This window comes from Tenacibaculum amylolyticum, assembly GCF_964511145.1.
Lineage (GTDB): Bacteria > Bacteroidota > Bacteroidia > Flavobacteriales > Flavobacteriaceae > Polaribacter > Polaribacter amylolyticum.
In genome coordinates, this window is record NZ_CAZEFZ010000066.1 from 1 (window position 1) to 14,001 (window position 14,001).

Sequence of the window (14,001 nt, forward strand, 5' to 3'; positions counted from 1 at the left end):
TACGGGATTCGAACCCGTGTTACCAGGATGAAAACCTGGCGTCCTAACCCCTAGACGAACGGAGCAAAACAATCTTTATCAGTTTGCGGGTGCAAATATATATCTCTTCTACATACTACGCAAACTTTTTTTTGTTTTTTTAATACGCTTTTGCAAAAAGTACTCTTTTAGAAGACTTTGCACCAGAAAAAACACAAACGCCTTCTTCTTCTTTTGCATCATTAGGGATACATCTTATCGTTGCTTTGGTAGCTTCTTTAATCTTTTCTTCTGTTTCCTCTGTACCATCCCAATGAGCAGATACAAATCCACCTTTTTGTTCTATAGCATTTTTAAACTCTTCAAACGAGTTTACTTCAGTAATATGATCGTTTCTAAAAGTTAATGCCTTAGTGTATAAATTCACTTGGATTTCCTCTAATAAATCTGCTACGTACGAAACTACTTCATCTTTAGAAATCGTTTTCTTTTCAAAAGTATCTCTTCTTGCTACTTCAACTGTACCATTTTCTAAATCGCGATTCCCCATTGCTATTCTTACAGGTACACCTTTTAATTCATACTCTGCAAACTTTGCTCCTGGTCTCATTGTTTCTCTATGGTCAAACTTTACAGAAACTCCTTTAGCTTTTAACTCTTTAACGATTACCTCTACAGCTTCAGAAATAGTTTCTAATTGCTCTTCATTTTTAAAGATAGGCACAATTACAACTTGAATTGGAGCTAACTTAGGTGGCAATACTAAACCTGCATCATCTGAGTGTGTCATAATTAAACCACCAATTAAACGTGTAGAAACTCCCCACGAAGTAGCCCATACATGTTCTTGTTTTCCTTCTTTAGAAGTATACTTTACATCAAAAGCCTTAGCAAAGTTCTGCCCTAAGAAATGAGAAGTACCTGCTTGTAATGCTTTACCATCTTGCATTAGTGCTTCAATTGTATAAGTATCATCTGCTCCTGCAAAACGTTCACTTTCAGATTTAGCTCCTCTTACAACTGGCATAGCCATAAACTCTTCAGCAAAAGTTGCATATACTTCTTGCATTTGCTTTGCTTCAGCAACAGCTTCTTCTTTTGTAGCATGAGCCGTGTGTCCTTCTTGCCATAAAAACTCTGCTGTTCTTAAAAACAAACGTGTTCTCATTTCCCAACGAACAACATTTGCCCATTGATTTATTAATAGTGGTAAATCTCTATGTGATTGAATCCATCCTCTATAAGTGTTCCAAATAATTGCTTCTGATGTTGGACGTACTACCAACTCTTCTTCTAATTTTGCTTTAGGATCTACTCTTAATTTCCCTTCTCTTTCAGGATCGCTTTCTAATCTATAATGCGTTACTACTGCACATTCCTTTGCAAAACCTTCTGCATTTTTCTCTTCAGCTTCAAACAAACTTTTGGGTACAAAAAGCGGAAAATATGCATTTTGATGTCCTGTTTCTTTAAACATTCTATCTAATTCAGCTTGCATTTTTTCCCAGATGGCAAAACCATACGGTTTTATTACCATTGAACCTCTTACAGCAGAAGTTTCAGCTAAATCGGCCTTCACAACCAATTCATTATACCATTTTGAATAATCTTCAGATCTTTTTGTTAAATGTTTACCCATGTTTAATAGTTTGGCATAAAATTTGCTTATTTTTATGCGTAAATTATGTGTACAAAACTACAATAAAGTTGTGTATTTTTACAATAGTTCGTAATTTTTGAAATAGTTTACAGTAAAGTTTAGATTAATTAAAAAAGATAAGGATATGAAACCACATTACATCAAAACCAGACTTCCACTTTATTTCTTATCATTACTTGTGGTAACTACACTAGTTTCTTGCGGAACTACTCAAACTGTTGCTGGTAGTGATGATGGAATATATTCTAATGAAGAAGAGCAACCACAACGTAGAGTGGTGCAAACAAACGACAAAAATTACAACGATTATAATGAAAATTATTTCACAAAAGAATTAGAACGTTTAGATCAATTAAATGGTACTGATATTATTACAGATATTGAAGAATACAGATCTGGAGAGTATGACTTTGAAGAGCCTGTAATTGAAGAAGAGGAACCAGAAACTCAAATTTCTCAAAATGAGCCTTGGGGATTCGATTCAGATTCTGATGTTGTAATAAATGTAAATACTTTCGGTGGAAATCGTTGGGGATGGGGATACGATCCGTTTTGGGATGGTCCTTATGCTTGGGGATATGGATGGGGAGGATATAATTCTTATGCTCCATATGCATGGAATACTGGATTCTACTTTGGTTGGAATCGCTGGAACAGATGGAACCGTTGGAATCGCTGGGGATGGGGCGGTGGATTTTATGATCCTTTCTTCTGTCCACCTGTATATGGCGGAGGATATGCTTATTATGGAAGACCATATCGTTCAGGTTATTACAATAGATATTACAGAGGTAGTAGAAGAGGTATTTATAGCAGAAATAACTCTCTTGCCTATAACAATAGAAGAGCATACAGCAGAAACAGTTCGCGTGTAGCTAGTAGACGTTCTTCAACTAACTACAGAAGAAACAGAAATAGTGTTAGAAGTAACACAAGATCAAATTCTATTAGAAGATCTAATGGAAAAAGAGTTTATCGCTCTAGAACTGGAGGTTATAAACCATCTGGCGTAAGAACAGGAGGATACAAACCTTCTAAAAGTAAAAGAAGAACTAGCTCTTACAGTACTGGAGGTCAAAAACCACCTGTAAGTACAAGAAGAAGTAGTAGAAGTCGAAGCAGCAGCTATTCAAATAATCGTAGTAACAGTAGCAGAAGTAGAGGTTTCTCAAGTAGCAGAAGTTCTTCAAGAAGTTTTTCATCTGGTAGATCATCTCGTTCTTCTTCAAGAAGCAGCGGTGGTAGAAGTTTTTCTAGAAGACGATAAAAACACTTTCTGACTTAGTTTAAAAAATCACAACATATTTTAGTATGAAACGACTTTTATTATTTGTAGCATTTGCTACCACGATAGCTACTGCCTATTCTCAAGCATTAGATTATAACGATTTAGGAATTTTATTTACTAGAGAACAACTTAATGGTACTGCAAGATTCAATGCTATGGCAGGAGCTTTTGGAGCTTTAGGGAGCGATATTTCTTCAATGGATATTAACCCTGCTGGTGCTTCAGTGGCAAGAAATAGTAAATTCTCAGTTACATTAGGTAATAGAAATTCTGAACTAGATGTAAATTATTATGGTAATACAACCAGCTTACAAGATGAGCGTTTTAATATTACTCAAGCTGGTGGTGTTTTTGTCTTTGACACAAACCACAACAACTCAAACTGGAATCGATTTTCGCTTTTCTTCAATTATAATGTAAAAGCAGATTTTGATAATTCGTATTCTGGTAATGGTAATAGTAACTTCCTATTTTATAATGAACACATTAATGATCCTGCAGATCCTAAAAATCAATTTGATAGATCTTTAGGACAGAATTTCTCTAATCAAATAAGAGGATTAAATAGTGCTTTTAATATTGGAGTTTCTTCTGTACATGATAACAAATTATTTGTTGGTGCTGCAATAAAATTTCATAATATAGAATTTAGAGAACGCTCTTTTTTAAGAGAACGTAATGATGATGTGAATGGAAATGTATTGGAAGCTGAAAATTTTAATGAACGTTTTATACAAGGAAATGGGTTTTCTTTCAATGTAGGTTTTATTTATAAACCAAATCAATATATCCGTCTTGGTGCTTCTTATGAGTCTCCAACGTGGTATCAAGAAGTAATTGAAGAAAGAGCCAATATCCTGACTATGCTTGATGTAAACAGCTTAGGAATTAATGGATTAGAGGAAAGAAGTTTTGAAGGACCATTATCTCTTAGATTTACATCTCCAAGTAAAGTAACTGCCAGTGGAGCTTTAGTTTTTGGAAAACATGGTTTAATTAGTGTAGACTATGTATATAGAGACTACAGAAACTTTAATTTTAGAGAAACTGATCCTATTCTTAATGATGCCAATCAATTTTTTAAATCTGATTTCAGAGCTTCACATGCTTTAAAAGTAGGTACAGAATGGAGATTTGACAGAGTGAGTTTACGTGGTGGTTATTTTTATGAAAAAGATCCAAATTTAGTAGTTGGAGGAAATACAAATGAAGATAATATAAGAGGATACACTGCAGGTATTGGATACAACTTCGGAAACACAAAAATAGATGTGTCTTACCAGAATTCTCAGAATAGACAATTCTATTCTCTATACAATTCAGGAGATATAGACATTGATAATAACATATCACAAATAGCGGCAACAGTTACTTTTAGCCTATAAAAATAAATTGGGGATTTTTACAAAAAACCTCTCAGGTGAAATTATTACTTTCAATACCTGAGAGGTCTTTTTATTTAATCAGTTTTTTACCGTAATTTTGTGGCTCATTTTTTTTTATGGAAAATATTAAAATTCAGATACAAAATACTAACAACGATACTATTATTAAGTTTGTTAGTAGCACTATACTTATTAATGGAGGAAGTTATGAGTATAACAATATAGATGAAGCTAAAAACTCTCCTCTAGCTCAACAATTATTCTATTTACCTTTCGTAAAAAAGGTATTTGTAACCGCAAATTTTATAGCTGTTCAACGATATGACATTGTAAGCTGGTCAGATGTTCAAGAAGAGGTTAAAGAACAAATTGAGAACTATTTAAACAGCGGTAATACTATAATTAAAGAAGAAACTACAAAAAAGGAAGCTATAGAAGTATATGCTGAATCTACTCCAAATCCTTCTGTAATGAAGTTTGGTACTAACAAAGCATTAACACAGACAGATGTAGAATTAAAAAATATTGAAGAAGCTACAAAACATGCTCCTTTAGCCGCAGCTTTATTCAATTTCCCATTTGTAAAAGAAATTTTTATTTCTGAAAACTATGTTTCAGTCTCTAAATATGATGTAGTTGAGTGGAATGAAGTATACCAAGATCTTAGAAACTTCATAAGAACATATTTACAGGAAGGTAAAACTATTATTTCTAGTGTTCCTCAACCTGAAGCTTCACAACAAGACGAAACTAGTAATAATACTATTGCCCCTAAAAATCTTGATGAAACTTCAACTAAAATTGTTGAGATTTTAAATGAATACATAAAACCTGCAGTTGCTTCAGATGGAGGAAATATTGCTTTTAGAGAGTATGATCCTGCTACCAAAAAAGTAAGTGTTATTTTACAAGGTGCATGTAGTGGTTGTCCTTCTTCAACAATTACCTTAAAAAATGGGATTGAAACAATGTTAAAGGAAATGCTTCCTAATCAAATTAACGAAGTAATTGCAATAAATGGATAAACAAGTAAAACCTTATAAGGATTCTGAGCTTGGAAAAAAGCAACAAGTTACTCAGATGTTTGATGCTATTTCTGAAAATTATGATGGTCTTAATAGAGTAATATCTTTAGGAATTGATGTAAGTTGGAGAAAAAAAGTAGTAAAACTTGTTTCCGAAAAAAGCCCAAAGCAAATTTTAGATATTGCTACAGGAACTGGAGATTTAGCTTTAATGATGGCTTCTCTTAACCCAGAAAAAATTGTGGGATTAGATATTTCTCCTGGAATGTTAGAAGTAGGAAAACAGAAAGTAACCAAAGCTAATTTATCTGATAAAATTGAGATGGTGGTTGGCGATAGTGAAAATATTCCTTTTAACGACAATACTTTTGATGCTATTACTGTTTCTTTTGGTGTTCGAAATTTTGAGAATCTTGATAAAGGATTAACAGAAATTTATCGAGTATTAAAACCAGGCGGTAAATTCGTTGTACTAGAAACTTCCAATCCAACTAAGTTTCCTTTTAAGCAAGGTTATAAATTATATACAAATTACATACTTCCTATTATAGGTAAACTATTCTCAAAAGATAAAGTAGCTTACTCCTATTTATCTGAAAGCGCAAATTCTTTTCCTTTTGGTAATGCTTTCAACAATATTTTAACAAAAAATGGGTTTAAGAATGCAGAGTGTTTACCAGTTACCTTTGGGGTAGCTTCAATTTATACATCATCAAAATAATATGTTTAAAAAGCTTTTTATTTCTGTTTCTTTACTATTCATCTCTTACAGCGCTTCCGCTCAGAGAGAACGTGTAGAAAATTTGCCTAATTTCGATAAACCTTTAATTCATTATGGTTTTTATCTTGGATTAAATACAAACGGATTTAAAGTTTCCTATAAACCTAGTTCTTTTGCCAATGCAAATGTTGAAGTAACTTCTGAAGTAGGTTTTAATGTTGGTTTAATTGGCGATTTAAAGCTTCATAAAAATGTTAACGTACGTTTTGAACCTGGATTAATTTCTAACACTAAAACACTTCGATTTACACATACCGCCAATGATGGAGAAGCTATTAGAGAAGTTGGAAATACCTATTTACATTTACCTATAATTTTTAAATTTAGTACAGATAGATTAAACAATATTCGTCCGTATGTGTTAGGTGGAGCTTCTTTTGATTATAATTTTTCAAGTAACGAAAGTAATCAGAATGATAATTTTTCTGGACAATTTAGACAGAATGCTAGTAACTTTATGTACGAAGTTGGTATTGGTGTAGACTTTTACCTTCCTTATTTTAAATTTTCTCCTTCTATTAGAGGAATATTTGCAATTACTAACGAGTTAAAACCTGATAATAGAGGACCTAGTCAATGGACAGACCCAATTGACTTTATGGGAACCAGAGGTGTATTTTTACATCTATCTTTTGAATAAAACGTCATTTTATCTTTTATAATTACTAAGGTTATAAAATCAATTTATACAAAACAACAAGAGTCGCTATATAGCGACTCTTGATATTTATATATGATATTGTTGGCGTCCCCCCAGAAACCAACCTCCATATACTTTTTAGACACATTATTTCTAGCCTAGTCACATAATTTTTCTTCTTTTTCAAGAAAAAAACACAACAAACTGATTGTCAATAAAAAAGGCAAATAAAATATTTTAAACTTTTATTTAAGAGAATACATATAAAAGAAAAAAGAGCTAGTAAAACTAGCCCTTTTATGAGTTGCCCACTACGCAACTCTGTAGATAGAAGTCCCCCGAAATCTACCAAATAATCTATTATCTCAGTGTGATTTAATCACACATTTATTGAATACATTACAAAATAAACTTCACAAATATAATACTTTTTTTATATAAAAATTACTTTTTTACAATTATTCTACTATTAACCACATCTTTAATAGGAAATATTACATTTTCTGTAGAAGTTTTTAAGGTAAAACAGATATTATCTATGGCTATTACTTCACCCTTAACACCATCTATTTCTACAATAGAACCTATAGCTATATTTTTTCTCGAGTAATATCCAAACAGTAATCTAGCAACTGCATCTCTAGCTCCAAGTCCAAAAGCTAATGTAAAAGCAGCTAATACAGACCCAATAACTAATGTTAAATTACTTTTAATAACAGAAGTATCCACACCTGCTTGATCTAAAGCAGTAATTGATAGAAATACAACAATTAAGTAAAATGCAATATTACCAACTAAGTTACCTCCTGTTATTTCTAATGACTTAAACATTCCTTGGATAGCTTTCTTTACCATTGTGCCTAAATACGCACCAGCAACAAAAATTCCTAGCGCAGTGATTAGCTTAGGCAAATAAGCAAAGAAGCTTTTTAATCCATCTGAAACGACAGTTATTCCAAAAATACTTGCTCCTGCCATTACAAATATTAGTATCAAAAACCATTTTAACACATTTAAAATAACTTCTGTTAATACAATATTTATAGTAGCATCTCCAAAAATTTTAGTCTCACTTAATTTTTTCGACCATTGATCAATATTCGTTTTAGACAAAACTTTTCTTACAACATATAAAACAAGTTTTATTACAATCCATACCAGTACTATGTAACCGATAAAACCTGCTACACTCGGAAGCGAGTTCACTATATTGTCATATACTTCATAAAAAGGTTCAAGTAAATTTTTTTTTGCCATGATTTCCCACTCTTTAGTTAGTTCTTTTTATTCTTATTGTTTGGATTCTTTTTTTCTTTATCAACTTCATCCGCTCCACCACCAGTAAGTAAATCACCAACAGCATTTGGATACTTAACTACAAATAAATCCGCCAAATCTATCGATAACTTTATCATAGCAACATCGTCAAGTACTTTTTTCTTAAGTACTTGAGGAAGTTCCTCATTATGTAGTATTTTCTTAAACGGATTTTCCATAATTACAAACTATTATAAGCTTTTACTACTTTTTCTTTAGCTCTCTTAACACGCATTTTTACTGCGCTCTCTCCTATTTCTAATAACGCTTGAATTTCTTTTATACTCATATCGTCTTGATATTTCATTAAAAGAATCATTTTATCTGAAGGATCAATAATTTCCAAGGCTTTAGCTAACTTATCAGATTTTAATTCAAATAAAGAAGCATCGTCTATTTCTTCAACATCTGCATCTTCATCTTTTATTACATCTGTAACAACGGTCATTTTTTCATTCTTCTTTGCACTATTTCTTTGTACATAGTTCACACAAAAATTATATGTGAATGAATATAACCAGGTAGAAAATTTAGATTTTCCTTTGAAACTTCTTAATTTGATAAATAAGCGTACGAAGACATCGTGAGTTAAATCTTGTGCTTCCTCTTTACTTTTTGAGAAACCATAACATTTATTGTACACTACACCAGCGTATCTATCGTATAAAACAGCAAATAAATGAGTATCATTCTTCTCTACTATTTTACGTACGAGTTCTTCATCACTTATGTTATCTACTTTATTAGTATTCAAAAGTTCTCTTACTTATATCTAAGTTTAGTTTTACAGTATTGAGACACAAAAAATAAACTTAGGTCACAATTACTACCTAGCAACTTGTTAAAATTAACATTTTAAAGTACTCGCTAAAACTTTTTTCAAAAAAAGTAATAAGTTTTGTAACATTTCGTCTTACTATTACGTATAAGGGAGTGTAAAGTGTATGTTAAATTAATTAAAAGCGTATGAGACAACTTAAAATTACGAAACAGGTTACCAATAGAGAGACTGCATCGTTAGATAAATATTTACAAGAAATTGGAAAAGTAGATTTAATTACTGCTGATGAAGAGGTAGAATTAGCACAACGTATTAAAGCTGGTGATCAAAGAGCTCTAGAAAAACTTACTAAAGCAAACTTACGTTTCGTAGTATCGGTTGCAAAACAATATCAAAATCAAGGTTTAACATTACCTGATTTAATTAATGAAGGAAATTTAGGATTAATTAAAGCTGCTAAGCGTTTTGACGAAACTCGTGGTTTTAAATTTATCTCGTATGCTGTATGGTGGATTCGTCAATCAATCTTACAAGCATTAGCTGAGCAATCTCGTATTGTACGTTTACCATTAAATAAGATTGGTTCTATTAATAAGATTAACAAAATGTATGCTTTCTTAGAGCAAGAGAATGAGCGCCCTCCAAGTGCTGAAGAAATTGCTAAAAAGTTAGATATGACTGTTAGTGATGTAAAAGAATCTATGAAAAATTCTGGTCGTCACGTATCTATGGATGCTCCTTTAATTGAAGGTGAAGATTCTAATTTATATGATGTATTAAATTCTGGTGAATCTCCAAACCCAGATAGAACATTATTACATGAGTCTTTAAGAATTGAAATTAACAGAGCTTTAGAAACATTAACTCCTCGTGAAGCTGATGTTGTTAGATTATATTTTGGTTTAGGAGAGCACCAACCAATGACTTTAGAAGAAATTGGAGAAACTTTTGATTTAACTCGTGAAAGAGTTCGTCAAATTAAAGAAAAAGCAATTCGTAGATTAAAACATACTTCTAGAAGTAAAATATTAATGACTTATTTAGGATAAGATATATTCTACATAAATGATATTACAGAAAACTCTCAATAAATAATTATTGAGAGTTTTTCTTTTTTTATATTGTACTTTTGCCGCTCAAACACAACTATTAAAAATGAATAAACGTATTGCTCCTTCAATTTTAGCAGCCGATTTTGGCAACCTACAACGTGATGTAGAAATGGTAAATCATAGTGAAGCAGATTGGTTTCACATAGATATTATGGACGGTGTTTTTGTACCGAATATTTCTTTTGGAATGCCAGTTTTAAAAGCTATTGCTACTCATGCAAAAAAAACAATTGATGTCCATTTGATGATTGTTGATCCGGATAGATATGTGAAAACATTTGCTGATTTAGGCGCAGATGTTCTTACTGTTCATTACGAAGCTTGTACGCATTTGCACAGAACAATTCAAGCTATAAAGGCTAATGGTATGAAAGCTGGTGTTGCACTTAACCCTCATACTCCTATTACTGTTTTAGAAGACATTATTCAAGATTTAGATCTAGTATGTATTATGAGTGTAAATCCTGGTTTTGGCGGGCAATCATTTATAGAAAATACTTATAAAAAAGTTACTCAATTAAAAACTTTAATCGAAAAGACTAGCGCTCCAACTTTAATTGAAATAGATGGCGGCGTTACCAATAAAAATGGAAAAGCGTTAGTAGATGCTGGTGCTGATGTTTTAGTAGCAGGTAGTTTTGTATTTAAAAGTGAAAATCCTACTGAAACTATTGCCGATCTAAAATCGATTTGTAATTAAGCATTGCTTCTATTTTAGCATATAATCTTGGAAATTGTTGTTGTAATTCTTTAGGGGATTCAAAAAAATGTTCTAGAATTACAGCAACAAATTCTAATTTGTTAGTCATAGCGTATTCTCTAAAAAATGCTGACTCTTGAATTTCTTTTATATTTTCTTCTTCATCTAAAAAGTTAGAAATTCTTTTAAAAAATCTGTAGAATATTCTAGCACTTGCATCTCTGGAGCTACTTCCATGAAAAGTTAGTGCATGGGCAAATTCATGAATCCCTAGATTAATATTATCATTTGTAATAATATCTCCCATCAAGAAATCTTCCCAAGAAAAACTAATTGTTTTAAAAGCAGGGTTAAATTCTCCTTTATGATATTGTTTAGTCAGTAACGAATAATAAACTTCTGGATAAATGATTACTCTTTGAAACGTAGCCGTAAGATACCTTCTCATTCCAAATGTTAATTTCACATAAGAAGACGCTATTAATACTTTCATTTCTGGAGTTATTTCAAAACCATCTCTTTCTACAAACTCATAAGAACGTATAAATTTAGCTACGCGATGCTCATAATACGATTGGTATTTTGGCTCTAATTTTTGATAAAACTCAATGCTAGACACTAAGAATTCTTTTTTATTCTTAGGCAGTTTCTTTTTCATAAAATATAAATGAACAAAAATCGGTTTATGAAAAATATATACATAAAAGGATTCTACCACATTTAGAACCGTTGTTAAACCTCCTACTGCAAAAAGTGTAAGTTTTAGTAAATGAAAAGATTTCATATAATACAGAAATTAATACGCTAATATTTTTTTACTCACTTTTTTTGCCAATGGAAATCCTTTTTCTAAACTTGTTCTAAAATCTATTCCTGCTTCCTTTTTTTTATTGAATTTCAAATAACAAAAACCTCTATTATACTCAGGTTTTCCAGTATTTATTTGTCCAGATGCAATTACTTCATTCAAATGTTCGATTGCTTTTTTATAGTTTTTTAATTTTATCTCTGTTACAGCTAAGTTTAGAAGAACATCATAATTTTTCTTATCATAAGACAATGCTTTTGAAAATTCATTTTTTGCTTGACCATAATTTTTAATAGAAAAAAGTTTCACAGCAGTATTCAAATGTTGCTGCATTGTAAACTTTTTAATCTTTGCACTATCGTTCTTATTAACTATAATATTTTCATTCTTGATTTTAGCTAATTTTATTGCCTGAATTTTCTCTTTTTCGGGATTTAATAGTTTCGCTGAATCCATTACTTCAGTCGCTTTTTCAAGATTTTTTTTATACTTCAAATAAAAGTTAATTTTATCAAACCAAACTCTTTCATTTCCTTTTGGTAGAGAATTTAAATGCACATTAATCGTCTTTAGTAGGTTTACTGTATCATTTTTAGCTTTGTAATAATTTCTTACAATATTATACTGATTAATCATTGAAGGGCGTTTATCTAACACCTTTTTAGCATAATAAAATGCACTATCAAAATTCTTATACGTTTTATTATTATTGTAGATTAATGCTTTAAAACCGTAGTGCTCTAAGCTATATGGGGAAACTTCTATAGCTTTATCTAAATGTTCAAATGTTTTTGCATATTTCCCTTCACTATATGCTAAAACTGCTTTCGCATAATCCATAGGCTGACCCATTCCATTCATCGTAGGAAAATCCGTTAGAACATTATTCATTTGATCATAACCAATTTTATATTTACTTGTTAAAATATTTTTACCTCTTATATGTTTACGGATGAGTAATTGGTATTTACTCGAAGTAAAAATTTGGTTATTTAAATATACTGTCAATACTCCTATCAATAAAATTATAATCTTAAAATATAAAGGAATTTTAATTGGTTTATTTTGATTACTACTAACACACAATGCGATTACAATTAAAACAAATCCGAGTAATTGGATTGGGGTACGTTCCGAAGGGAAATTAATTAATGAATCTAAGCTATAGGCTACAAATGCAGCTAAGCAAATTAACGCTAATAACTTTCTATTTTGATTCGCTCTTTTCTTTAAAATTACTTTTAATAATAAATAATAAACTACTACAAATAAGCTTATAAATAGTAAAAAGCCTAAAATTCCAATTTCAGATAATACTTGCAGAAAATCATTATGAACTCTTCTTGGATAAAAATGATTTGAATTTTTAATACTTTTTACTAGCTCTTCTTTCTCAATTAATTTCCAGTTCCCAATACCTACACCTCGCAATGGACTTGATTGAAAACCATCTATAGCAGCTTCCCAAAAAAACTTTCGCCCGCTATCACTTGCATAAGAAACTGAATTCTCCCCTTCTTTATATAAATCTTTTTTTTCTTTTACAAAAACTAAGTCAGAAAAAGTATTTAATTTTCCTTTATGTATTTTATTAATTGATACAGCACAAAAAATGCTAGTTGAAACAATCACAATTGTTGGTGCAAAATATTTTTTAATCTGCACTAAAAAATTTTCATTCTTATTTACATATATATTCCCTGTAAGTAATAACAAAAAAATGACAGGCAAACTATAAATAGCTGTTCTAGCACCAACTAGTAGTATTGCTGTAATAGCTATAAACATCGTTAGTAAGCCCAAAATGTATTTCAATCTATTTTTAGTGAAAACTATATATAAAGTAAATGCTGTTTTGATCACCAAGCTAGCTGCTAAAATATTTCTATTTCCATAAGTTGGGTTTAATCCTAAAAACAACTCATTACTCCTTGGTTGGTTTCCATTTTTAATCATAAAGTGATCTATAACCTGTAATGAATCTATAGTAAGAACAATCATAAGTACATAAGCTATAAAAGAGAAATACTCTTCTAACCTATCTTTTACAATTAAGTATATTGTAAAAAAAGTTATTAATGTTGTTAGAAGTATATTTAAAAATACTATACTTTCTGAAATTGAAATTGATTTTGTTATTGAAATCAAGGATAAAAAAACAAAGACCAAAGCACCTAAAAAGACATACTTAACTGTTTTGTTATGAAACTCAAACTTATAATAATCTTTGTTATAGAAAATAAAACCTAAACTTAAGGTATTAAGAATAGATACATAATACCATTGCGTAAAAGCGACATCAAATGCACCTCCTCCTTTTAAAAAACCAAATGATAAATATAATGCCAGTATAACTCTATTAACGATACTTATAAGATCGTACTTTTTACTACCTTTTTGTTTGTTTTGCTTTTTTTTAGGAGATACTGCTCTTTTAGAATTTTTATGGAATGGCTTTTTTTTCATGCTCAATGAAGTGTATGAGTGTACAATAGCTAATTTAAAAGAAAAAGCGGGAATAAACC

At 30.8% G+C, this 14,001-nt stretch carries 13 protein-coding genes and 1 tRNA gene; 7 read left to right on the plus strand and 7 right to left on the minus strand.

Translation table 11 applies throughout. The features are described 5' to 3' along the window. Together ACKTTC_RS15260 and proS are read right to left on the minus strand one after the other, a co-directional pair. Positions 1-57: transfer RNA gene (locus ACKTTC_RS15260), tRNA-Glu, on the minus strand. Between the two features lie 82 nt (positions 58-139). Beyond that, entirely contained in the window at positions 140-1,618 is a 1,479-nt protein-coding gene (proS, locus tag ACKTTC_RS15265) for a proline--tRNA ligase (RefSeq protein ID WP_408040713.1), read from the minus strand. A 145-nt stretch (positions 1,619-1,763) separates the two neighbouring features. Here proS and ACKTTC_RS15270 point away from each other — a divergent pair, with 145 nt between their 5' ends. The 5 genes from ACKTTC_RS15270 (at position 1,764) to porT (ending at position 6,758) form a co-directional block, all read left to right on the plus strand. Then, positions 1,764-2,906, plus strand: coding sequence for a hypothetical protein (locus tag ACKTTC_RS15270; protein ID WP_408040714.1), 1,143 nt, complete (start codon positions 1,764-1,766; stop codon positions 2,904-2,906). 44 nt (positions 2,907-2,950) lie between these two features. Beyond that, positions 2,951-4,312 (plus strand): OmpP1/FadL family transporter, encoded by a 1,362-nt coding sequence (locus tag ACKTTC_RS15275; RefSeq protein ID WP_408040715.1) that lies wholly within the window; start codon positions 2,951-2,953, stop codon positions 4,310-4,312. A gap of 116 nt (positions 4,313-4,428) precedes the next feature. Next, complete coding sequence (locus ACKTTC_RS15280; RefSeq protein ID WP_408040716.1) at positions 4,429-5,337, plus strand: NifU family protein; 909 nt, start codon at positions 4,429-4,431, stop codon at positions 5,335-5,337. After that, entirely contained in the window at positions 5,330-6,058 is a 729-nt protein-coding gene (gene ubiE / locus ACKTTC_RS15285; protein WP_408040717.1) for a bifunctional demethylmenaquinone methyltransferase/2-methoxy-6-polyprenyl-1,4-benzoquinol methylase UbiE, read from the plus strand. The genes ACKTTC_RS15280 and ubiE overlap by 8 nt, the downstream gene beginning before the upstream one ends. 1 nt (position 6,059) lies before the next feature. Continuing rightward, on the plus strand, positions 6,060-6,758 hold the full coding sequence (gene porT, locus ACKTTC_RS15290; protein WP_408040718.1) for a type IX secretion/gliding motility protein PorT/SprT: 699 nt from the start codon (positions 6,060-6,062) through the stop codon (positions 6,756-6,758). A 444-nt stretch (positions 6,759-7,202) separates the two neighbouring features. On the opposite strand, the gene ACKTTC_RS15295 is transcribed toward porT, so the two are convergent. From ACKTTC_RS15295 to ACKTTC_RS15305, 3 genes are read right to left on the minus strand one after another with little or no spacing between them, the layout of a single operon-like run. After that, a complete protein-coding gene (locus tag ACKTTC_RS15295) occupies positions 7,203-8,015 on the minus strand; it encodes a mechanosensitive ion channel family protein (RefSeq protein ID WP_408040719.1) in 813 nt (270 codons plus the stop codon). A 17-nt stretch (positions 8,016-8,032) separates the two neighbouring features. Next, a complete protein-coding gene (locus ACKTTC_RS15300; RefSeq protein WP_408040720.1) occupies positions 8,033-8,254 on the minus strand; it encodes a hypothetical protein in 222 nt (73 codons plus the stop codon). A gap of 2 nt (positions 8,255-8,256) precedes the next feature. Beyond that, on the minus strand, positions 8,257-8,829 hold the full coding sequence (locus tag ACKTTC_RS15305; RefSeq protein ID WP_408040721.1) for an RNA polymerase sigma factor: 573 nt from the start codon (positions 8,827-8,829) through the stop codon (positions 8,257-8,259). Positions 8,830-9,041: 212 nt separating this feature from the next. Between ACKTTC_RS15305 and ACKTTC_RS15310 the strand changes: the two genes are divergently transcribed. Further along, a complete protein-coding gene (locus ACKTTC_RS15310; protein WP_132795493.1) occupies positions 9,042-9,905 on the plus strand; it encodes a sigma-70 family RNA polymerase sigma factor in 864 nt (287 codons plus the stop codon). Between the two features lie 106 nt (positions 9,906-10,011). Beyond that, positions 10,012-10,668 (plus strand): ribulose-phosphate 3-epimerase, encoded by a 657-nt coding sequence (gene rpe, locus ACKTTC_RS15315; protein WP_408040722.1) that lies wholly within the window; start codon positions 10,012-10,014, stop codon positions 10,666-10,668. On the opposite strand, the gene ACKTTC_RS15320 is transcribed toward rpe, so the two are convergent. Together ACKTTC_RS15320 and ACKTTC_RS15325 are read right to left on the minus strand one after the other, a co-directional pair. Then, a complete protein-coding gene (locus ACKTTC_RS15320; protein WP_408040723.1) occupies positions 10,637-11,452 on the minus strand; it encodes a zinc-dependent peptidase in 816 nt (271 codons plus the stop codon). The two genes, rpe and ACKTTC_RS15320, sit on opposite strands and share 32 nt — an antisense overlap. A 12-nt stretch (positions 11,453-11,464) precedes the next feature. Next, positions 11,465-13,942 (minus strand): O-antigen ligase family protein, encoded by a 2,478-nt coding sequence (locus tag ACKTTC_RS15325; RefSeq protein WP_408040724.1) that lies wholly within the window; start codon positions 13,940-13,942, stop codon positions 11,465-11,467. Positions 13,943-14,001: the final 59 nt, after the last annotated feature.